Source organism: Avibacterium paragallinarum, assembly GCF_900450705.1.
GTDB classification, from domain to species: Bacteria; Pseudomonadota; Gammaproteobacteria; order Enterobacterales; family Pasteurellaceae; genus Avibacterium; species Avibacterium paragallinarum.
The window spans coordinates 1,473,688-1,495,220 of sequence record NZ_UGHK01000002.1; the positions used below are offsets into that span (position 1 = coordinate 1,473,688).

At 43.0% G+C, this 21,533-nt stretch carries 28 protein-coding genes and 1 pseudogene; 2 read left to right on the top strand and 27 right to left on the bottom strand.

The features are described from left to right. Positions 1–190 precede the first annotated feature (190 nt). From dnaE to nrfE, 7 genes are all read right to left on the bottom strand, one after another. Positions 191–3,667 carry a DNA polymerase III subunit alpha gene (gene dnaE, locus DXZ23_RS12095; RefSeq protein WP_017805642.1) on the bottom strand — a complete coding sequence of 1,159 codons (3,477 nt, stop codon included), beginning with the start codon at positions 3,665–3,667 and terminating at the stop codon, positions 191–193. Positions 3,668–3,908: 241 nt separating this feature from the next. After that, positions 3,909–5,105 (bottom strand): BaiN/RdsA family NAD(P)/FAD-dependent oxidoreductase, encoded by a 1,197-nt coding sequence (locus DXZ23_RS12100; protein ID WP_035695693.1) that lies wholly within the window; start codon positions 5,103–5,105, stop codon positions 3,909–3,911. Positions 5,106–5,112: 7 nt separating this feature from the next. After that, entirely contained in the window at positions 5,113–5,958 is an 846-nt protein-coding gene (gene ccmI / locus DXZ23_RS12105) for a c-type cytochrome biogenesis protein CcmI (RefSeq protein ID WP_017805644.1), read from the bottom strand. Continuing rightward, positions 5,955–6,422, bottom strand: a complete 468-nt coding sequence (nrfF, locus tag DXZ23_RS12110) for a heme lyase NrfEFG subunit NrfF (protein ID WP_017805645.1) — start codon at positions 6,420–6,422, stop codon at positions 5,955–5,957. Before nrfF ends, ccmI begins: the two co-directional genes overlap by 4 nt. Positions 6,423–6,584: 162 nt before the next feature. Continuing rightward, positions 6,585–7,924 (bottom strand): IS3 family transposase gene (locus tag DXZ23_RS12120; RefSeq protein WP_114995528.1). Its coding sequence is split into 2 segments (ribosomal slippage): positions 6,585–7,474 and positions 7,474–7,924, totalling 1,341 coding nucleotides; the frame shifts between segments, so codons are not numbered across the junction. Positions 7,925–8,001: 77 nt separating this feature from the next. After that, the gene (locus DXZ23_RS12125; protein WP_017805647.1) at positions 8,002–8,523 is read right to left on the bottom strand and encodes a DsbE family thiol:disulfide interchange protein; all 522 of its coding nucleotides are present in this window, start codon (positions 8,521–8,523) and stop codon (positions 8,002–8,004) included. Then, a complete protein-coding gene (gene nrfE, locus DXZ23_RS12130) occupies positions 8,520–10,454 on the bottom strand; it encodes a heme lyase NrfEFG subunit NrfE (RefSeq protein ID WP_017805648.1) in 1,935 nt (644 codons plus the stop codon). Before nrfE ends, DXZ23_RS12125 begins: the two co-directional genes overlap by 4 nt. 379 nt (positions 10,455–10,833) lie before the next feature. Between nrfE and DXZ23_RS12135 the strand changes: the two are divergent. Beyond that, a pseudogene (locus DXZ23_RS12135) lies at positions 10,834–11,484 on the top strand (IS1595-like element ISHpa1 family transposase). On the opposite strand, the gene DXZ23_RS12140 reads toward DXZ23_RS12135, so the two are convergent. The 20 genes from DXZ23_RS12140 to DXZ23_RS12225 all read right to left on the bottom strand — a co-directional run bounded on the left by DXZ23_RS12140 (position 11,481) and on the right by DXZ23_RS12225 (position 20,464). Continuing rightward, positions 11,481–11,702, bottom strand: coding sequence for a hypothetical protein (locus DXZ23_RS12140; protein WP_017807588.1), 222 nt, complete (start codon positions 11,700–11,702; stop codon positions 11,481–11,483). The pseudogene DXZ23_RS12135 and the gene DXZ23_RS12140 sit on opposite strands and share 4 nt — an antisense overlap. A gap of 53 nt (positions 11,703–11,755) precedes the next feature. Continuing rightward, entirely contained in the window at positions 11,756–11,962 is a 207-nt protein-coding gene (locus DXZ23_RS12145) for a hypothetical protein (protein ID WP_017807587.1), read from the bottom strand. Then, on the bottom strand, positions 11,949–12,623 hold the full coding sequence (locus DXZ23_RS12150; protein ID WP_021724228.1) for an antA/AntB antirepressor family protein: 675 nt from the start codon (positions 12,621–12,623) through the stop codon (positions 11,949–11,951). Before DXZ23_RS12150 ends, DXZ23_RS12145 begins: the two co-directional genes overlap by 14 nt. A 306-nt stretch (positions 12,624–12,929) precedes the next feature. Continuing rightward, entirely contained in the window at positions 12,930–13,337 is a 408-nt protein-coding gene (locus DXZ23_RS12155) for a gp16 family protein (protein WP_017806805.1), read from the bottom strand. Beyond that, positions 13,327–13,698, bottom strand: a complete 372-nt coding sequence (locus DXZ23_RS12160) for a hypothetical protein (protein ID WP_017806806.1) — start codon at positions 13,696–13,698, stop codon at positions 13,327–13,329. Before DXZ23_RS12160 ends, DXZ23_RS12155 begins: the two co-directional genes overlap by 11 nt. Beyond that, complete coding sequence (locus tag DXZ23_RS12165) at positions 13,688–14,176, bottom strand: HI_1489 N-terminal domain-containing protein (RefSeq protein ID WP_017806807.1); 489 nt, start codon at positions 14,174–14,176, stop codon at positions 13,688–13,690. Before DXZ23_RS12165 ends, DXZ23_RS12160 begins: the two co-directional genes overlap by 11 nt. 73 nt (positions 14,177–14,249) lie before the next feature. After that, positions 14,250–14,570, bottom strand: a complete 321-nt coding sequence (locus tag DXZ23_RS12170) for a hypothetical protein (RefSeq protein WP_017806808.1) — start codon at positions 14,568–14,570, stop codon at positions 14,250–14,252. 18 nt (positions 14,571–14,588) lie between these two features. Next, entirely contained in the window at positions 14,589–14,828 is a 240-nt protein-coding gene (locus DXZ23_RS12175) for a hypothetical protein (protein ID WP_017806809.1), read from the bottom strand. After that, the gene (locus DXZ23_RS12180) at positions 14,825–15,136 is read right to left on the bottom strand and encodes a hypothetical protein (RefSeq protein ID WP_017806810.1); all 312 of its coding nucleotides are present in this window, start codon (positions 15,134–15,136) and stop codon (positions 14,825–14,827) included. The genes DXZ23_RS12175 and DXZ23_RS12180 overlap by 4 nt, the downstream gene beginning before the upstream one ends. Positions 15,137–15,138: 2 nt before the next feature. Then, positions 15,139–15,306 (bottom strand): hypothetical protein, encoded by a 168-nt coding sequence (locus DXZ23_RS15535; RefSeq protein ID WP_165381627.1) that lies wholly within the window; start codon positions 15,304–15,306, stop codon positions 15,139–15,141. Then, positions 15,303–15,470, bottom strand: coding sequence for a hypothetical protein (locus tag DXZ23_RS15540; RefSeq protein ID WP_172457183.1), 168 nt, complete (start codon positions 15,468–15,470; stop codon positions 15,303–15,305). The genes DXZ23_RS15535 and DXZ23_RS15540 overlap by 4 nt, the downstream gene beginning before the upstream one ends. Beyond that, positions 15,460–15,660: an ANR family transcriptional regulator gene (locus DXZ23_RS12185; protein WP_017806858.1), complete on the bottom strand. Its 201-nt coding sequence runs from the start codon at positions 15,658–15,660 to the stop codon at positions 15,460–15,462. The genes DXZ23_RS15540 and DXZ23_RS12185 overlap by 11 nt, the downstream gene beginning before the upstream one ends. 179 nt (positions 15,661–15,839) lie before the next feature. Further along, complete coding sequence (locus DXZ23_RS12190; RefSeq protein WP_017805654.1) at positions 15,840–16,460, bottom strand: DUF3164 family protein; 621 nt, start codon at positions 16,458–16,460, stop codon at positions 15,840–15,842. A 9-nt stretch (positions 16,461–16,469) separates the two neighbouring features. Continuing rightward, positions 16,470–16,670 (bottom strand): hypothetical protein, encoded by a 201-nt coding sequence (locus DXZ23_RS12195; RefSeq protein ID WP_017805655.1) that lies wholly within the window; start codon positions 16,668–16,670, stop codon positions 16,470–16,472. Then, the gene (locus DXZ23_RS12200; protein WP_017805656.1) at positions 16,667–16,861 is read right to left on the bottom strand and encodes a helix-turn-helix domain-containing protein; all 195 of its coding nucleotides are present in this window, start codon (positions 16,859–16,861) and stop codon (positions 16,667–16,669) included. Before DXZ23_RS12200 ends, DXZ23_RS12195 begins: the two co-directional genes overlap by 4 nt. 8 nt (positions 16,862–16,869) lie before the next feature. Continuing rightward, positions 16,870–17,085, bottom strand: a complete 216-nt coding sequence (locus tag DXZ23_RS12205) for a Kil protein family (RefSeq protein WP_021724467.1) — start codon at positions 17,083–17,085, stop codon at positions 16,870–16,872. 19 nt (positions 17,086–17,104) lie between these two features. Next, a complete protein-coding gene (locus DXZ23_RS12210; protein WP_123797017.1) occupies positions 17,105–17,398 on the bottom strand; it encodes a hypothetical protein in 294 nt (97 codons plus the stop codon). Between the two features lie 7 nt (positions 17,399–17,405). Continuing rightward, positions 17,406–18,281 (bottom strand): AAA family ATPase, encoded by an 876-nt coding sequence (locus DXZ23_RS12215; RefSeq protein ID WP_017805659.1) that lies wholly within the window; start codon positions 18,279–18,281, stop codon positions 17,406–17,408. Positions 18,282–18,284: 3 nt separating this feature from the next. After that, positions 18,285–20,267 (bottom strand): Mu transposase C-terminal domain-containing protein, encoded by a 1,983-nt coding sequence (locus DXZ23_RS12220; RefSeq protein WP_035695902.1) that lies wholly within the window; start codon positions 20,265–20,267, stop codon positions 18,285–18,287. Positions 20,268–20,275: 8 nt separating this feature from the next. Continuing rightward, positions 20,276–20,464 (bottom strand): helix-turn-helix domain-containing protein, encoded by a 189-nt coding sequence (locus DXZ23_RS12225; protein WP_017806814.1) that lies wholly within the window; start codon positions 20,462–20,464, stop codon positions 20,276–20,278. 135 nt (positions 20,465–20,599) lie between these two features. On the opposite strand from DXZ23_RS12225, the gene DXZ23_RS12230 reads away from it, so the two are divergent. Continuing rightward, positions 20,600–21,127, top strand: a complete 528-nt coding sequence (locus DXZ23_RS12230) for a helix-turn-helix domain-containing protein (RefSeq protein ID WP_017806815.1) — start codon at positions 20,600–20,602, stop codon at positions 21,125–21,127. Positions 21,128–21,533 lie beyond the last annotated feature (406 nt).

Below are 21,533 nucleotides of genomic sequence, written 5' to 3' on the forward strand. Positions count from 1 at the left end.
TCCATAGGATTTGCCCTGATTTTGGATATTTAGGTGTTACAGTCAGCAGAGAAAACATAGCAAACGATATATAATACAATTCATTTTGCTTTCAGACGAAGATGCTAGGATAAAAACTCCTACTTTTATGCACGAAGAACGTGCTATGGAAGTATAAATTTCTATCTATTTTCTGTTTCAATAAACCGCATTAACCGAATTCTAATTCCACAGCATATTGTCCTATTAGTTCAACTAGGGAATGAATAAGCTCATCAGTTGGGTTTACGGACCATTGCACACCGAGTTTGATTAATGCTCTGCCCTGTGGACTTTGATAATACACATTAATTGGTAATACACCACCGCAATAAGGGGTAATGGTATCCTTAAATTTTTTGATAAATTGGGCATTTAATTGCTCTTGGGTTAAGCAAATAGCTAAACTTTTTGCGTAACGGCTACGAGCTTCATCAAGGGTCATCAGCTCACGCACTGACATTCTTAGTCCTTGGGAGAAATCGTCAAAACTTACTTGCCCGGACACAATCACAATGCTGTCTTTTTGTAATTTTTCTCCAAAACGTTCAAGGGTTTCGCCAAATAAGGTGAGATCCAAACGCCCTGAGCGATCGTCAAGGGTGGCGATGCCTAAGCGGTTGCCTTTTTTTGTAATGGCGATGCGGGAATTGACCACTAGTCCGCAAGTAGTACTAATCTGTCCTCGATAATTCGGTACAAGTTCATTTAAACGTGTTGAACTATAATGAGCAAGCTCCTTCAAATAAGGACTAATTGGGTGGCTAGTCAAATACAACCCAAGGGTTTCCCGCTCTCCATCAAGGATCTGCTTTTCGCTCCAGCGTGGCGTGTTGGCATAGGCTTGTTCAACCTCTTCAGGGGTTTCGGTTAGCACGCCGAACATATCTGCCTGCCCGATGGCTTCATTTTTAGCATATTGATCGGAGGCTTTAAGTGCATCTTCCAAATTTTTCGCCAATGCTGCACGGTGTGGCCCGAGTTTATCAAATGCCCCTGACATTATTAGGTTTTCAAAAGTGCGGCGGTTAATTTTCTTTAAATCCACTCTCGCACAAAGATCAAACAGGTCTTTGAAAATGCCACCTTGTTCGCGGGCAGTAATCAACGCTTCAATCGGGCCTTCTCCTACGCCTTTGATTGCACCAATACCATAGACAATTTCACCATTGTCATTTACGCTGAAATGATGCTGACCGGTATTAATATCTGGCGGTGTAACTTTAAGTCCCATTCGCAAACATTCATCGTAAAGCCCCACAATTTTTTCTGCATTATGCATTTCAGAGGTCATTACGGCAGCCATAAATTCCGCAGGATAATGGGCTTTGAGCCATAGGGTTTGGTAAGAAACCAAGGCATAAGCAGCGGAGTGAGATTTGTTAAACCCGTAGCCCGCAAATTTTTCCACGAGGTCGAAAATTTTCATTGCCAAGTTGCCGTCCACACCGTTTTTCACCGCCCCCTCTTCAAATACAGAACGCTGTTTTGCCATTTCTTCCGGTTTCTTTTTCCCCATTGCACGGCGTAATAAATCCGCTCCACCAAGGGTATAACCTGCCAGTACTTGGGCGATTTGCATTACTTGTTCTTGATACAAAATAATGCCGTAGGTTGGCTCTAAAATTGGTTTCAGCCAAATGTGCTGATATTCTGCATCAGGGTAGGAGATTTCTTCTTCCCCGTGTTTACGGCGGATAAAGTTATCCACCATTCCCGATTGTAACGGCCCTGGGCGGAACAATGCCACCAACGCGATGATGTCCTCAAAACAGTCAGGTTTTAGGCGTTTAATCAGATCTTTCATTCCTCGTGATTCCAATTGGAACACGGCGGTGGTTTCTGCATTGAGTAACACTTGGAAAGATTGCGGATCATCAAGGGGAATGCGGTTAATATCCACTAATGGCTTGCCTTCTTTGCTTAGGCGAGCGTTAATCATATCCAATGCCCATTTGATAATGGTGAGCGTCCGCAGCCCCAAGAAGTCAAATTTAACTAGCCCTGCATATTCCACATCATTTTTATCAAAGTGGGTAACGGGGTGCTTGCCCTCGCTATCACAATATAACGGCGAAAAATCCGTAATCAGCCCTGGAGAAATCACCACGCCGCCCGCGTGTTTCCCAGCGTTACGGGTTACCCCCTCCAGCTTGCGAGCCATATCAATGAGGGCTTTTACTTCCTCATCGCTTTCATAAATTTCAGGCAAACGTGGTTCGGCTTCAAAGGCTTTCGCTAAGGTCATACCAGGGTCAGGTGGCACAAGTTTAGAAATACGATCCACAAAATTATAAGGGTGTCCCAACACTCGCCCCACATCACGGATTACCGCTTTCGCTGCCATTGTTCCAAAGGTGATGATTTGCGACACCGCGCCACGTCCGTAGGTTTCGGCAACGTGTTCAATTACGCGGTCGCGACCGTCCATACAGAAATCCACGTCAAAATCGGGCATTGATACCCGCTCAGGGTTGAGGAAACGCTCAAAGAGCAAATCAAATTCAAGGGGATCGAGATCGGTGATTTTTAACGCATATGCCACCAAAGATCCCGCCCCTGAGCCACGCCCCGGTCCAACAGGAATATCATTGTCTTTTGACCACTGAATGAACTCCATCACGATCAAGAAATAACCCGGGAAACCCATTTGGTTAATTACGTCTAGCTCAACTTGCAAGCGTTCATCATATTCCTTGCGTTTTTCTGACCGCTCTTTTTCATCGGGGAACAAAAACGCCAAGCGTTCTTCCAAGCCCTCGCGGGATTTCTGCACTAAATACTCTTCGGTGCTGAGATCCCCTGTCGGGAATTTCGGCAAGAAATATTCTCCCAAACGAATGGTTACATTACAGCGTTTGGCGATTTGCACCGAATTTGCCAAGGCGGAGGGGATATCCGCAAAGAGTTCACACATTTCTTGTTCAGTGCGGAAATATTGTTGATCGCTATACAATTTCGGACGTTTCGGATCATCAAGGGTATAGCTGTCGTGAATGGCAACGCGGATTTCGTGGGCTTCAAAATCTTCCGAAGATAAAAAACACACGTCATTGGTTGCTACCATTGGAATATGGTGTTTTTCTGCCAGTTTTAATGCCGCTTGAATGTAGCGTTCTTCCTCCGCTCGCCCCGTGCGAGTGAGGCTCAAATAAAAGTGGTTAGGAAAAAATTCTTGATAAAAACGCACCGCACTTTCAACATCGGCAGGATTATTTTTCAGTAGCTTTTTGCCCACATCGCCGTTGCGACCGCCCGAAAGAATAATCAGCCCCTCGTGATGATCCACCAACCATTGCTGATCGATATAAGGCAAGTCCTGATAGCCACGCTCGTAGGCTTTTGACAGTAGCAAGGTAATATTATGATAACCCACGTTATTTTTGGCTAATAGGGTCAGCTCAAAATGCTCATCGCCGAGCAGATCGCTTTTTACCAGCACGTCCGCCCCTACTATGGGTTTCACACCTGAAGAGAGGGCTTCGCCGTAAAACCGCACCAAACCGCAGAAATTGGTGAAATCCGTCAATGCCATTGCCACCATTTCATTTTGCACACAGGCTTTGACTAGCGGTTTCACTTTGGCGATACCGTTAATCATTGAAAAATCGCTATGCACACGCAAATGCACGAAACGGGGTTCTGACATAACTTATCCTTATCATTGAATTTGAATGGGTAATGAGTGGGTCATTTTAGCGGGATTTTCAAGGGGGTCAAATTTCTTTTTCCTGCCCGTTCCCGCAACGAAAAAGTTTTATAGTCGTTTAAGTTCAAAATAAGACAAGGCTTTGATCCGCAGACAGTACAAATAGTACGGCAAGGCGAAGTAACGCAGTATTATTTTGAAATCAAACGACTATAATTTTAACGCTCAGATGACAAACAGGCTACAGGCTCGCAATATGGCTCGCACAGGCATAAGCCGAACTCCACGCCCATTGAAAATTATAGCCGCCCAGCCAACCTGTAACATCAAGTACTTCGCCGATAAAATACAATCCTTTCACCGCCTGCACTTCCATTGTTTTCGAGGAAATCTCGTGGGTGTCCACCCCGCCCATTGTAACCTCAGCAGTGCGGTAGCCCTCCGTGCCATTGGGGAAAACCTGCCAATGGTGAATAAAATTGTGCAAATTTTCTAACCGCACTTTGCTTAAATTCGCTAAGGTTTCATTGGGGATCATCCCTCGCTCAACCCACAGCTCCACCAATTTACTCGGCAACAAACGAGATAAGGCGGTTTTTAACTGCAATTTTGGCGAGGTTTGGCGTAATTCCTGCAAATAATCCCTAATGGATTGGCTCGGTAATAAATCCATTTCCACCGCTTCATTCGGCTGCCAATAGTTAGAAATTTGTAAGATCGCCGGTCCAGAAATACCGCGATGGGTGAACAATAATTGATTGAAGAAAGATTGCCCATTTTCAGCACTGACCCGCACAGGCAAAGAAACGCCCGCAAGTGCGGTGTAAAATTGCTCCGTTTCTCGCCAACGAAACGGTACTAAAGACGCACGCGGGGCAATCACATTCAGCCCAAATTGTTCCGCGATCTGATAACCAAAAGGCGTTGCTCCTAAGGCGGGCATTGAAAGCCCACCCGTTGCGATCACCAGTTGGCGACAATGCCACCTTTTCCCGTTTGCTTGCACCGAGAACCCGCCATTTTCAATGGCGGAAACCTGCTCAATATTCTGGCGTAAATGGATCTGGGCTTGGTATTTTTCGCATTCGCTAAGAAGCAAATCCACAATATCTTGCGAACTTCGATCGCAAAAAAGCTGTCCTAATTCTTTTTCGTGGTAAGGAATGCCATATTCCGCCACCAACGCGATAAAATCCCACTGGGTAAAACGTGCCAAGGCGGATTTCACAAAGTGCGGGTTGTGCGAAAGATAATGTTGCGGCGTTACTTCCAAATTGGTGAAATTGCAAAAGCCACCTCCTGACATCAAAATCTTGCGTCCTGCTTTTTTGCCACAATCAAGTACCGCCACCTGTTTGCCTTGCTTGGCAAGCTGCCCTGCACAAAACAGCCCAGCTGCCCCCGCCCCAATAATCAAGGTGTCTGAAACCGTTGTCATCATAAAATTAGTTTGCCTTCTGAGTTTTGGCGTTTTGTAACATTTCCGCCATTTGCATATTTTGAATAATCGCACGGCGATCTACGATAGATTTCTCCGCATCAAGCACCTGTTGCCATAAGTGAAGTGCATCGGCGTAATGCCCTTGCACAAAGGCTTCGCCCGCTAAGAGAGATAGGCTGGATACTTCTTTGGGATCTTGCGCCAATGCCTGATCTAGCAATGTCCGCACCTGAGGCGTGATTTTTTGCCCCGCCTGTTGATACAAACCATTGGCGATCAAACCTAGCAAATACGGCTTCGCCCCCGCTAATCTTTCCGCATAGGAATAGGCAAGCAAGGCGTTATCCACCTCATTTTGCGTCATATAAGCCTGCCCCAGTGCGATCCAATCTTCCGCATTGTTAGGATTTTGCCGTAATCGCTGTTGGATTTTTAGCACATAACGATCTTCTGATTGCTCTGCATTTTGCGGTGTCGCCGCCTTTTCCGCCTGTTTTTTTCGTTGAGTTTGCTGATATTGCTGAACTTCGCTAAAACGATCGAGAGAAAAATAATACCCTAAGGGTACAACAACCAACACCGCCATTAATACAACAAGATAAGCGCCATAGCGGGGGGAAGTCTTAGGAATAAAGTGCGGTTGTTTTTCAAGCTGTTTTTCATCGTCAAGTAAACGCTGAGCCAATTCTTGTGCGAGTTCCGCGTCCACATTGCCTTGCGTTTGCTCGCGGTAGCGTGCGATATTTTCCCTCTGACGGTGATTGGTTTGCCAATCCAGCCCCCGCCCTAACGGCAACCATAAGCCGAAAGTGAGCAATAAAAGTAACCCGATACCCAGCCAAAAAGTCATTGTTTTTGCTCCGTTTTTGCTAATAATTCACGCAAAGCCTGTTGCTCACAGGCGGAAAGCCCCGCGGTGTGATTGCCTTGCTTTTGGCGTTGGCGTAGCATTCGCCACATTGCGATCACCGAGAGCAATAACAGCACAAAAGGCAAGCCCCACAACAACAGCGTAGTGGATTTCAACGGCGGGTTATAACGCACAAAATCGCCGAACCGCTCCGTCATTGTGGCGATAATTTGTTCGTTGCTTTCGCCCGCTTCCACCATTTTATACACCTCAAGGCGAAGATCGTAAGCAATGGGGGAATTGGACTCCACCAAATTTTGATTTTGACATTGCGGGCAACGTAGCGATTTTGCCAATGCCACCGTACGGGTACGCTCCGCCGAGCTTTTAAATTCAAAGGTATCCACCATTTCCGCCCGTGCGAAATGGCTAATTAAATACAATAGAAAAAACCATTTTTTCATTTATTTTGCCTCAGCTCCCCGATCTTCATTTTTTATTTTCATCATTCTTTTAAGGATTTTTTAACGCTCATTTTTCCCAACACGGGCGTTTCACCTTTCCCACAAAATCATTTTCTAACACAAAAGTGCGGTGGCTTTTTGATCTGCCCCCAAAAAGTTAGACTATATTCTAATTTCATTCAAGGACTGAGTTCTGTATTCCACAGGGCTTAGTCCTTTGAGCTTCACTTGAATACGCTCATTGTTGTAGTAATGAATGTACTCGTGAATCACTTTTTCAAGCTGTTCAAAGGTTTCAAACCGCTTGCCAAAGTAACATTCCGTCTTCAATCGCCCGAAAAAGCTTTCCATCGCACCATTATCAAGGCAATTGCCTTTTCTCGACATACTTTGCGTAATACCGTGTTTTTTCAATATCTCCCGATAACCCATCATTTGATACTGCCATCCTTGGTCGGAATGCAGTATCGGTTTTTCCCCCGCTAATCGGTTCACCGCCTGGGTCAACATTCTAGTTATCTGCTCAAAATTCGGACTTCTCGCCACATCATAAGCAATAATTTCGTTATTAAACAAGTCTTTAATCGGCGATAAATACACTTTGCCTTCCGCACATTTGAACTCGGTGATATCCGTTACCCACTTCTCATTCGGCATCGTTGCCGTAAAATCCCGTTGCAACAGATTATCGGCAATGTGTCCCACTTTGCCTTGGTAAGAACGATATTTTTTCTGCTTACTTTTTCCTTTTAACCCCAAACGTTGCATTATCGCTTGCCCCCTTTTGTGGTTGATAATCAAGTATTTCCTTAATTCCAAGGTAATTCGACGATAACCATAATTTTCGTCATTTTTGCGATAAATTTCCTCTATTTTCTGTGAAATCGCTACATTTTTATCCGACTTTGGCTTGAGATGATAAAAGAACGAACTGCGTGCCAATCCGATTAGCCTGAGTAACAATTCCAACGGGAAACGCGAGCGTAAGGCATTTACGATGACGGCTTTTTCTGCATTTTTTGTTGGTTGAGTTCCTGCAACTTTTTTAGCATTGCATTCTCCGCTTCTAATTCCAAAATTCGGTAACGCAAGCGTTCTTCTTCTGTTTTGGGCGTTGGTGGCATTTTAGGTGAGTTGAGTTTCATACTTGGACGACCTTTAGGTTTGAGTAATAACCCATCTATACCTTGTTTTTCAAAGCGTTGCAACCATTGACTAATTATCCCTGAACTGGGGATATCAAAGCGAAAGCAGGCGGCTTCAGCGGAGCACTGGCCTTTTTTGATAGCTTGAATAACCTTTAATTTAAACTCAACAGAATAATATCGTTTTTTACTTAATACAGCTAATCCATTGATTCCATTATGATTAAATTTCGCAATCCAACGTGCTAACGTTCTTTGGGGAAGCTGAAAATACTGGCGAGTAAGCGAACGGTTTTTTCCATTTTGATGATAAAAGTCGAGCACTTGTTGTTTGAAACGTTGAGTATATTTAGTCATAAAAAATCTGCACCTTAATCAGTTGGTTGTTTAGTCCAACTTTTGGGGTGCAGATCATTTCAAGGCATTTTTTGCTTTTATTCCGTCCACAATGGTAAAAATTGTTGTTGCCAAATTTGTTCGTTTAATGGGCCTGAATAGCGGTAGCGGATAATACCTTGACGATCTACCAAATAGGTTTCGGGTGCACCGTCCACGCCTAATTTCATTGCGAGTAAGCCTTTACTATCATCAATCACCAAACTAAACGGATTACCCATTTGTTGCAACATTTGCAAGGCATTTTGCCGTTGATCGCGGTAGTTTAGCCCCACGATCGGCACGCCCTGTTGGTGCAACTGCATTAAAAAAGGGTGTTCTTGTTTGCAATAAGCACACCAGCTTCCCCAAACGTTGAGCAAATACGCCCCTTTTGGCAAGGATCTTGGGCTTAGCCCTTGTTCTGGATCGAGTAAATTCGCCTGATAAAATTCGGGTATGGGCTTGCCGACTAAGGCGGAGGCGATTTTTTTCGGATCATTATGCAAGCCCATAAACAATAAAATGCAAATGCTGAGAATGAGCATTAGCGGGAGAAAAACGATAATTTTTCTTTTCATTCTTGACTTCCTTTTGCTACAACTTTTCGGCGACGCAATGACCACGCGGCGAGCAATGCCCCCAATGCTATTAAACTCGCCCCAATCCATAACCAACGAATGAAAGGCTTGTAATGCAAGCGGAAAGAAAATTCGCCGTTACCAAATTTATCGCCTATTACAATGTAAATATCACCTGTCAAGCCCCAGTGTAGCCCCACTTCCGACATATTCATTGTTCTCACATCGTAGTAGCGTCGTTCGGGATAAAGTGCGGTGATTTTTTGACCCGATTTTTTGATTTCAAATTCTGCCACTTCGCTGGTGTAATTTGCACCTAACACATTGCGGAAGCCGAGATAATGAAACTCGTAGCCGTTTAACATTTGGCTTTGTTGCGGAGCAAGACGCACGCCAATTTCGCTACCGAAATAGCTCGACATTGTCGCCCCGATCACCGTCAGCCCTAGCCCGCAATGTGCAATTCGCATCGCCCAACGTTTAAGGGAAAAGCCTCGCCAACAGCCCCATAGATTCACCAAAATCAACCAAAAAGCCAGTGCTACTAAGACAAAAGGTAGGGCTTGAAAATGTAGGCTTGCGTCCCCTTTAAGGCTAAAGGCAATAATGCTGTAAGCTAGCACTAACGCGGGGAGGAAGAGTAGCCCATTACGGCTAAGCAAAGTGCGGTGGAATTTTTTCCAGAATGTTCCCATTATCGCAATCATCGTCAATAAGGCTAACAGGATAAGAGGTAAGAAAATGGTATTAAAATAAGGCGCACCGACAGAAATCGATCCCCAACCCATTGTGCTAAACAGCATTGGGTAAAATGTGCCGAGAAACACGCTGACCGTTGCCACTGCGATCAGAATATTCAGCACTAACATTAAACTTTCTCGCGATAGAAAAGAAAAACGCACCGCACTTTTTTCCTCGCTAGAGCGAACATTGACTTTCAACGCGAAGAGGGTCAGCGAGCAAGTGGTAAGTAAGAAAAAGAGGAGCAATAACGCCATTCCGCGTTCGCCGTCCATTGCAAAAGCGTGAACAGAGGTCAGCACGCCAGAACGCACAATGAATGTGCCTAACAGGCTGAATGCAAAGGCGAAAAGAGAAAATAAAATCGTCCAGTAATGGAAAATGCCCCGTTGTTCGCTTACTGATAAGCTGTGTAGCAAGCCTAGCCCGAGTAGCCAAGGCATTAGCGAGGCGTTTTCCACGGGATCCCAAAACCACCAACCGCCCCAGCCGAGTTCATAATATGCCCACCACGCACCGAGCATTATGCCTAGCGTGAGGAAAAACCAAGATACCAGCACCCAAGGGCGTGTCCAGCGTGCCATTGCCGCATCAAAATGCCCGCTGAGTAGAGCAGCGAGGGTGAGAGCGAAATTCACCGCAAAGCCCACATAGCCGAAATAAAGTAGGGGCGGGTGAAAAATCAGCCCCACATCTTGCAACATTGGATTGAGATCTCGCCCTTCCAGTGGAGTAGGAAATAGGCGTTCAAAAGGGTTAGAGAAGAACACAATAAACACCGCAAAGCCAACGCACAGCAAGCCCAGAATAGAAAGGGTTTGGCTAGCAATGATGGGATCGATTTTACGGCTGAAAAAGGCAAATGCCATCGTCCATAAGCTGAGGGAAAAGAGCCAGAATAGCATTGAGCCTTCGTGTCCACCCCAAGTGGCAGCTAGCTTGAAAAAAATCGGCAAGGCAGAATTGGAATGGGCGGCGACATATTGCAATGAGAAATCATCAACGGCGAAAGAATACGCCAATAGCCCCAGTGCCAGTGAGGTGAAAATCCCAAATAAATAGCTGAAATTCCACGCTAGGCGGATTAAGCGAGGCTGCCGATATTGAATGCCAATCGCTGGCACAACTGCCAATAGCAAGGCACTCATTAAGGCAAAAAGTAGGGTGATAAAGGCAAGTTCTGGGATCATCGTTACATCTAGTTATTTGTTTGTGGTGTATTTTAGAGAAATCAGCCTAAAAAGTCATTGGTTGAGTGATAAATAGCAATAATTGTAATTTTTTGTTGTTATTCTGTATTATGTGATTTCCTGAACTATCATACTGACAGCGGCAGAATGTTTTATCTCGCAGTAAAAAATTTTTGCAGAAGCTACAGTTTCTCATTCTAATCACATTTTTTTAGTGGAAAGAAGCTATATTTAATTTGCAGCATTCGTTTTTTATTTCTTATTTGATGTGTGTAATTTGTATAGGCATTGAGATTTTGAAGTGCGGTAGGATTTTTTGATAATTTTTGGGGCTGTCCTAGATAACAACTAAAAAATCTATTTAGGTTAGAATGAACCAATGAGAAAAAGTCGTCTAAGTCAGCACAAACAAAATAAACTCATTGAGCTATTTGTTGCAGGTGTTACTGCAAGGACAGCAGCAGAGTTAGTCAATGTAAACAAAACGACTGCCGCATATTACTTTCATCGTTTACGCCAACTCATCTATCAAAACAGCCTTCACTTAGAGATGTTTGAAGGTGAAATTGAAGCCGATGAAAGTTATTTTGGCGGTGCTCGCAAAGGCAAACGTGGTCGTGGTGCGGCAGGGAAAATTGCGGTATTCGGGCTTCTCAAGCGCAATGGCAAGGTTTATACCGTTGCGGTTCCAAATACGCAATCTGCCACCTTGTTACCCATTATTCGGGAGCAGGTAAAGCCTGATAGTATTGTTTACACCGATAATTATCGTAGTTATGACGTGCTTGATGTGAGTGAATTTAGTCATTTTCGTATCAATCACAGCACACATTTTGCTGAAAATCATAACCACATTAACGGAATTGAGAATTTTTGAAGCCAAGCAAAACGCCATTTACGCAAATTTAATGGTATCCCAAAAGCGCATTTTGAGCTTTATTTAAAGGAATGTGAATGGCGTTTTAATTACAGCAACATAAAAAGTCAAATTTCTATTTTAAAACAATTGGTTAAAGGGAGTTTAGTCTAGTTATCTAGGACAGCCCCAATAATTTTGCGTAATGCACACGCCGTTATTGGATTTTTGTCATGTCCCCTTATACCACTTTTCATCGAATAAGCTACATTTCTTAAGGTTTGATAATCCCCTCGCAATGCTTTTGTTAATTCATTTTTTGCTTCATCTGTCATTGCAAAAACAGACAATGAAAGCATGCTACATAGCATTGCAAGCATTAATTTTTTCATATTTTCTCCATTAAAAAAGGCTCTAAACGAGCCTTTAATTTATTAAATATTGCTTACTCTGTCGAGTGTAAAATTGCCAACATCTGATCTACATCACAATTTAATTTAAACGCTAACGCCCCAATTAGGCAAGCAAGCTGATCTAAACTAATTTGATCGGCAGTATTATCCACAATTTCTAGCAGATGTTGCAGGCTTTTTAACCCCTCTGCCACGCGGCGAACATCTTCGATTTTGTCAAATTGATTAAACTTGTTCATTGTTGCCTCCTTGACTAAATAACGCTAATTGTGTGTTCTGTGTTTGACGGCGTTGTAGCAGCCCTAAATCAAAGAGTTTACGCAAGCGATTTTCAAGAGCAGTTTTGCCTAAGTCTAACAATTTGGCGATTTCGCTGTTGTTGAGTCCCATTTCACGATACAGCACAATTTTTTCACATTCTGGGTGCGCGACAAATAAGGCTTTGCGGGCATTGGTTAAAAGCACGCCTAATTCTTGCGGGTTTTGGCGTAAAAAAGTAGGAATGCTGAGAAGTTGCCGTTTCGCTTCGTTCAACTCCGCGTTTAATTGCGGAATTAAGGCACGCATTTTGTTATCGTCTTCGATAAATTGCTGACGGATTTGATAGCCGATTTCGCTATGTTCCATTAAGCAAAGATGTTTGGCGGTGTCGATGGTTAGGTGGTAGTCTTTCACTTCCATTTCACGACTTCCCCATACCCCAGTTTTAACACGTTCAGATTTGATCACGTTCAAAAAATCAACATTTTCTAAAAAGAGATTATCTTCTAAACGGCGATTAATCCAAATATCAAAACGAGTTCTGACCTGCAATACTTTATGAAGATCACGAGCATTAATTAAAAGGGTAGGTTGATTATTGATAGTGCCAGTAAAGGCATTGATAGGTAAATTTGTCATACTGTATTTTTCCTTTTTGTGGAAACCCTATTTTTGGTAGGGCGGTCGAGAGCCAAAAACTGTACAGTAAACAGCGGAGTTATTCCCTTGCGGTATTGTATTCCTCGCACTCTCGACCATTGATTAAAAAGTTTTCATTTTTTCACCGCACTTGGGCGTTCTGATGCTCAAATTGCAGATAAAAAAATAGCACAAATAACGGTTGCACTAGCCGTACTGTCGCTTTTTTTGGAAGCTTGATCGCAAAATTAACTTTTTTTTCCCCTTGCGTCAAGCCCCAAAAGCGATTTTATGCAAAATGTTTTGTTATTTTTTCTTGTTGTCATACACCGACAACATTTGGATCACCTTTTTTAATTGCCACACAGCAAGCCAGTCAATAAATTCAATACCAAAGGCTTTTTTGCCAATCGTGTCAGCATACTGCGGTGTAAGGTTATGCTTAGCAAGTAATGCGGTAATTTTGGCAAGGTACGGCTTTTTCGCTTTAGCTGGACTTGGGCGATTTCCCCAAAAATTCGACCGCACTTTTGCCCCACGTTGTGCCATTAAATCCAACACTTGATTAAGCTCGGCGTTGGTCATTGCTTTGCAACTGGTTTTATTTACGGCGTTCATTAAAAAAGTGCGGTAGGTTTCTTCGTCCATTTTTAACTGACTTTTACCAATATGCACTTTGGCAATCAGGTTTTTGCGGTAATTTTCATTTTGCATTTAACGCTCCTCGCCATTCGTTTAGTATGGCTTTAATTTTCGCTTTTCGCTCGGGTGTGAGCGGTTGCGGTTCGGGCTTGGGTAATTCCATCACTTTGCGATTGGGTAAGCGGTCTAACAGCATTTTCGGGGCCGGAAAACGCTCACATTCCGCACATAACCGCATAAATGCCTGCTCAATTCGCCATTTATCTTCTTTCTCTTGCCAGCCGCCATAAAGGCGTTGGCTTAAAATCACCTGCACCCACACTTCCGCCGTGGCTTTGATCATCTCTTCGGGCGGTTGGTTGGCAAGGCGTAACACCACCAATTTTCCCAACCCTTGAGCTACGGTTCGTTTTAGCCATTTTTCATCTGCCATTGGCAAACTCCGCTAAATTTTGTAAGGCTTTGCCTGTTTTGCTGCCGAATTGTGGGGCAGTGGCAGGCGGATTACTTTGCCCGTTCATCATATTGTGATGGCTATTTTTGGCTTGCCACTTAGTCATCACCTCATACAAATAACCGTGTGAGGTAAGCGGGCGTTTGATATGGTGGCGACTGTTTAATACAATGGTTAAGCCATCAATCCAACATTCAATGGGGGCAGAATAAACCTGCCCATTACGGCTAAATTGCCCGCGTTGCACCTCATCAACCAATTCACTGAGTAGTTTCGCTAAGCGATCCATTGTGAGTGCGGATTTTTCAGGGCGGAATAGAGCTAAATACTGCACCGCCAACCGCCCAAACTCGCCATTGAGCGATAACGCGTTCATCACCGCTTGGCTTGCTTGGTCGTGCTGTAACAACACATCTAGCGACAACACCGCCCCGCACGCAGGGCATTTACATTTCATTTTTAAACTCCTTTTAAAACGGGGTTAAAACACATTATTCCGCCCTCTGGGTACAAAGGGCGGTAAATGGGTTTTAAGTAACACTTTCATCTTTAAAATCATCAGTATCAAACATAAGGTTGCTCCTTGGAGTAAATGAATACCTAGGTTGTACATAATAAACCTCAAAGTCTTCACTATTGGCTTTTTTTACAGCAAGGCAGACACCATCAGCTTCTTCGTCATAAATCTCCCATTCTAAATGATTTTCTTTTAAAATTTCTTCGGCAATAGTATCAAGGCAACTGTAATCGCTCTCAAAACGCTCCCATGTTTTACCTTCAAGACTTTTTAGTACATCTTCTTTGCTGGCGTCTTCATCGCAATCTAGCAGTATGTATTCATATTCTTTCATTTTTATCCCTTATTTCTTTCATCTAACTTCACACAAAGAGTGCAACCAATCTTTACAAGCACTCAACCGAATAAACTGGCACTTGCTTAAATCCCACCCAAAAGTCAAGCACCCGACATAACCAAGATCATCAGAGGGTAATTTAGGGGTTGGTCTATCTTTAAACCCATACACCTCACCTGTTGGATCAGTGGCGATATAATTTACCCAGTTAGGGACGCTATATTCTTTGCCACGATACATTACTAACGCGTTCATTTTTCACTCTCCAAAATTGCTTTACGTTTATCTTTGATAACTGGCGTAATGGCTCGTTTAATGGCAAGTTGTAATTCATTAACAAAATCCTCATTGTCTAGGTTATCAAAAAGGAGCATCATTAAATTCGGATCTATTGTGTCAAATAAAGTACGATAGGCATCAACCTCGTCAAATACTCCACCTTCCCAATCAAGCCGAACAATATTGCCACCTAAAACGTCCGTTTTGCTTGATATTTCTAGCTGTTCAAGCTGGTGGCGTTCCATTTCTATTTCGATTGTCATTCGGACTTTTTCGTCAATCATCTTTACCCCCTTACCTGCCATCTCGCCTTTGGCAGTTGGTTTTGCACCATTTCCATATACACCCCCGCCGCAATATAGTTGCCCGTATTAATCGCTCTGACTGCTTGTTGAAGCTGTCCGATCATCATATCCAGCTTGAGTGCAAGTTCACTTTGCTTTTGCGTTGTCATAGCTCTTCAACCTCCACAACCTCGTCAATTTCCGTAATCTGATGAGGCAATTTATTCAGGTCTAAGGTGTTTAAATCACATTTTTCCGCCGCCTGCTCAATGCTTTCGGCTTCTACGGTGATTTCAACCATTCCATAAACTCTGACAAGATATTTATTCATCATCTGCCCCCTTAAACGGTCTTGTTGCTACTCGGCGACAAAAATCTGCTCGGTTTTCGCACCATTGTTGGTTTTCCATTTTATTTGCCAAAGTTGCCGCTACTCCCCACAACCTCGCCGCATTGCGGTAATCGCCCGCTTTTTCGATTTCTGCGGCAATTTCCGCCGCATCTTTAAAGGTTTGTTTTGCCATTTTTTGCTCCTGTTTTGATGGTTAAAACACTTTATAAACGCCCTTCCTTCTCTTCCCCCTCTTTTGTAAAGAGGGGGCTGGGGGAGATTAAAAGAGCGTTGAAAAGGGTTTTAAATTGATTTATACATTAGCCACCCCATTAAGACAAAATACCCCAGCATTACAATCACATCGTCCATTTACACCCCCGCCATATCCAAACTAATCGGCTGATATTGATCGCTATCACCCACACGCTCATAAACTCGCACATAGGCTTTAGAGCTGACTACTTGCACACTTTCGCTAATGGCTTGCATTGCATTGAGCCAACGTGGGTCGGTGATTTCAACACGGCGTAAGCCTAAAATTCTCCCTGTGTTGAGATTGCCTTCTTTATCCACATCAAAAGCACGTTCAATCAAGGTTTTTAGCTCTGGGCGAGAGCCTTCCGACCATTCGCTAAGGCACTCATCAATTAACGCCTTAGCCGCCTGAATGCGTTCATCAAATTGCAAATGATCGCTAATCGCTCGCACGATTTTGTATTTGCCGTCATAGCTAAATAGCGTAACGTTGCCTTTGTTGCCGCCCAGTTTGGCGTTGTACTTTTCGGCGGACAGTTCGATGAAAGCCTGAATATCACCAAAAATCCCACCTTTAAAGCGGCTCATCTCAAGGTTTAAGGCTTTGGCTTTTTCCACCCACTCGCACACTAAGGCGTGGCGTGCTTGGTCGATCTCTTTTACCAGCTCTTCGGGGGTAAGGTTGCCTTTGGCATCTCGCCAGTAGGTTTTGCCTTCAATTACGGTTTTACTCATTGTTTTCTCCTATGGGTTAGCTGATTGATTACAGGTATAAACGTCATAATTGCCGTTGATTTTGGGGGTGATGCCGCCGTTATTAACAACCAAATACACCACGCCACTTTTACAGATTTCAGCAATTCGCACTTCGTTAAACTTGGCTTGGGTTTGTGCATCACACCCAGCCAACAAAAGTGCGGTACAAATTACGGCGATTTTTTTCATTTGGTTTTTTCCTCTTTATCAATTTTGATCACAATCAAACGTTTCTTTTTGCTTGCTTTATCGCCCAACTTAGCGTAGCGATAAATCGTGGTTTTACTTAAGTTAAATTGCTTTGCTAACTGTTCCGCAGTGCCGTCTCCTAAGTTATCCTCACCCTCATAGACGGCGTAAATATCAAGAGACTTTGCCATTACTCACCTCAAAACCAGTACACCGTACAATTTCCCACTTTCGTGATAAACCGCTCACGACGTTGCCCATTGATCTTTTCTACAATCTGTGTAGCGGATGCCATTAGGCGTTTACTTGGGCGTAAAATTAAAAAACTCGGAAAACGTCCATCTTTCGATTTCACAATCTCCACCCCTTCGCGACGGAGTAAATACGCGGTATCAATAATGTCGGCTCTTGCCATTTTCTTTCTCCTTAAATCACTACCTATTGTTAATAAACATTCTTAAATACCAGTAAGCTACATACCAACTTCTTCTATCCCTAAAACATCCCTTTTCAAAACTCATCACAACCCTAGAGCTATTATCTATGTCAGCTTTGCTACAATCTGGATTACCTACAACAGCCAAAGCGACCGAAAAATCAAAGTGTTTTCGACCTCTTTTAAAAGCAACAACACCTTTTCGCACATTAAACTCTTTTAACCCCGCCAGTCGCTGATCATTCCAGCGTTGATACACTTTTTTTTCGTATGTAACATCAACTCTCATCATTGCCCCCTTAATTAATCAACATTTCCGCATAACGGTTAATCAGTGCCTCGCTAATCGGTTTGCCGTGCATTTCTGCCACGCGGATCACCCCTCGCATTAATTTGTTTAAACGTCTGGCGTTGCCTTTGCTTACTTTGTAAAGTAAGTCGTTAAATTCACCTGTTCCTAACCCCTGTTCGGCAAGCATATCAATGTCCTCTTTTTCTAAGGCATTTTGTAAATCACAAAGCACACCAGAACGGCTATAAAGTTGAGCAAGATCGCCATAAACACCCTTTAAATTAACAATTAATTTCGGCATTCCTGCCATCACCAATCCACACCCCGTTAAATCGTGAATGCGGCGTAAATACTCCAAGCATTTTGTGTTTAATAACTCTGCCTCATCCACCACAATTAAGCGTCCTTCTCCGAGTTTTTCTGTAATGCGATCAAAGAGTTCATAATTTACGCCGTTTTCGCTTAACCCCGCCTGCCGACACAATTTTTTTAATAACACTTTGGGATTAAAACTTGGGTTTACCTCAATAAATAAGGTTTCAGGGTTTTGAGAGACGTAATGCTTTAAGGCTTGCGTTTTACCTAACCCCGCTGCCCCGACAATCACCACGATTTCTCCTTCAGCGTGAGCGGTGTAAATAGCATCTAAGCAACGTTGAGCCGCATAAGTTTCCACAAATTCACTGTTAAAACGGCGTTCCACCACCTTATCTTTTTCACGTTGCAACAAACGAGCTACCGCATCATCAATTTCATCGGTTTTCCCGTTATAATTGCCTTTTAAATACTGGCTGACGGTGGTAATGGATTTCCCAATGGCTTTTGCAATTTGCCCTTGCGTTAGCCCGTGTGTCTGCATATAGCGTTGTAATTGTTCTTTCATTGTTTAACCTACCTTTCTTTTTAATTGACGTTTCATTTCGCTTGGAAATACGGCGATTTCTTCTGTCTCTTCCCATTCGTTTTGTTGATTGATGCGTAATTGATGTAACCAATCCGCACTTTCTTTGTGTTCAATGGTGATAACAGGGTTAAGTTCAGCATTAATTTCATCAAGTTGTTCTTGTTTGAGTTTTGCCCTGCGTTGATGACGTTCTTTTCTCGTTTTCTCCACAAAACTCATTGGGAATGCATCACGTTTATTGCCATCAAGTTCTGCATAACACACAAACACACCGTCTAATTTACGCACTATCACCTTGCTTGGGTCGTGGATGTCAAAGGCAACTTGCACTTTTTGCCCATCAACATCTAATAACTTCTGACTAAAGTAGTAGTTATTAAATAATCGTACCCAACCACGCTCTGGTGTGCGTTCTACCGCAGGGCGGAATAAATCCCTGGCTTCAACTGGGGTGAGGTAAAGCAGATTTTCCTCACCCATTTTTGCCATTAACTCACGGCGTTTTGTTGCAGGCGTTACATAACCAATTTCACTGTGTTTATGCTCATTGTTGTACCAATCAATGCCCGCTTGCACCGCATCTAAAAACTGATTCCAACTGGGTAACTTACCCATAGCACCACGTTGTTTCGGCGTTAAATCTTCAAGTGCGGTGTTTTTTCGCAAGGCTTTTTCAAGGGAGATAACACCTGTGCTAACCTTTCTCACCGTTTCCCTATCGGCACCGCTGCCGTGATAAGTTTCAAATTGGCGTGCAATGCGATATAAAATCGTTTGGTGTACCCGCTCAATAATCCCACGCCCTTGTGGGTTGCCCGGTATCCCTGTTTGGTGATTGATACCTAAGCGGGGCAACATTCCAGTAATATCCCCATCAAGTAGCCAGTTTTTCTCACCGCCCCCGTTATCCGAATAATAAATCGCGGGGATACCGTGCTGTTCAATGCCATTGCGTAACGCATCTGCCACCGCAAGGGCATTTTCTGAAAGGCTTGCCGACCAGCCCACAATGTAACGACAAGGGGCGTCCATAATCAGCGTGATTTCAGGGATAAAAGGGCGACCGTGATCAGGGTGAGCTACTTTCATTTTCATACTGTGTCCATCACCCACCCACACATCATTCACCAACAATTTCGACCAATCCCGTTTCACATAAGTCTTCAACGCACGCAATTCAGCACCTGTTTTACGCCCAATTTCCTTAATGTGGCGGGGCAGTTTGGCAAGCGCCCGTCTAACACGATCAAGGCTTGGCAACATTTCAAGCATTAATGGCTGATCCGCAAAACGCTCTCGCCAATGTTGAGCAAAATAGCCATAGGCTTCTGCCACATTAATGCCGTTGGTTTGGCGATATTCCGCTAAAAAATCAGGCAACCAGCTAATTTCTTCCGCTTTTTTAGCTACCCGTTGCATCGGTGCAAGGGCTTTTAAACGCTCTTCTGGGGTGGTCGCTTTTTCATAATCCAACACCCATTGATTTAAGGTGCGTTCACCAATCACACGGCTTTCACCTTTTTTGTTATTCGCCTTAGCCACTAATTGCATTAATTCAGGTGATAACAAATGTTGTTTAGCCTGTTGGCAAAAAAACTTCACTGCTTTATAACGGGGTTGCACTTCTTCCAACTTCAGCACATACGCCACCAACGCCATTCTTGCTTCCGCCGCTTGGCGTTGTTTTTCGGTCAGCTCAGTTAGCACAACCGATCGCATTACAGGTAATTTTTTTGGCTTAGCTACCACCACCGATGTGGCAAATTTATCCCTGATTGCGTCCTGTACATCCTGTGGCAAAGAAGAAAGGGCATATTCCAGACCACCGCCACGACCAACACGTTTACGAGACTGCCAGTTTTCACGTTTGGCTTTATCTATGACTGCTTTTTTGGTCGTTGGTAAGACTGATAGACGTAAACATATCAACTCTTGTGCAGAGTAATATGGCTTTAGTTCACACATATGAGCCTCTAACTTTCTAACGCGATATTGAGCTTAATCGCAATTTCTCGCTCTCTTCCATAAAGACATTTTGATTTTCCTGTCAATACTCGGCTAATTTCATTAGCGCTATAACCATTTCTTCGCCCCCATTCTGATTGAGTTACATTCATTTCCCTGAACCAGTTCTTAGCTTCATCTCTTGTTCTTTTTCTCATACAAACTCCTCTATGGACTAAAAATACATTTTGAACTAAAATAAGAACAATACGAATTAATATGAAATCATAAAGCTCATTATTGTTTACTGAGTTCATATTAAATGTGATTTTTATGAATTTCAAGAGGTTTTTATGAAAAATTTCACAGATATCGCCAATCGATTAAAAACTGAACTATCGCTAACGATGGATAAAGAAGTAGCTGAACTTTTAAAGATGTCAAAAAGTGCTTTTGCTGAAAGAAAACGTCGAGGTGTATTTCCTGAAAATGCTTTAAGATTATTAGAACTTGAACGCCCAGATTTAAAAGTGGATATTAACTATATACTATCTGGGGTGAGAGAAACGAATAACGCCAATAACGAAGAGCTTGTGAATGCTATTAAAGATAAAGCAACTGAAATAGATATGGATGATTACTCTAAAACAATTTCGCCTTCACTAATCACGCCTTCTGATGCAATAAATCCAGTTTTATTGAATATGGATGAGATAAAGTTATTGGCAAATTTTAGAAGAAGCGATACCCAAGGTAGGCAATTAATCTCTGAAACAGCTAAAATGTGCTGCAAGCATTCTATCGCTAATATGCGTTTAGCTGAATACACAGAAAAAGAGTTATTAGACTACACAAAAAGAAATCCTGAGAAAAACACATAAAGTTTACAACATATTGATTATATTATCATTTATGTATTCTGTTTACTTTATAAGAAATTGGCACTAACTACACAGTTAAATAAATTTACTGTGTAGTTCTCACAGATGATAAAGTGAGAAAAAACATAGCTAACCTATGATGGAGTAGAGCTAATCAGCGATAACCCAACATACCGCCTATTAAAGCTGGAAGCAGAAGAAGCAAATAGCCTTATCGTTATTGGGCAAGTAGTGCGTGGCTATCGTGATTTTTAGGCATAATCCTCACAAAAATAAGCCAGATTTCACCTAAACGCATCAAAGACCATAAATTTAACCAAAAAATAAAGGCGATTTCACCTGAAATCGCCTTGCCTAGTCTTTATTGTCATTTTTAGATTTTTTAAACTTGTTTTAAACATCTTTC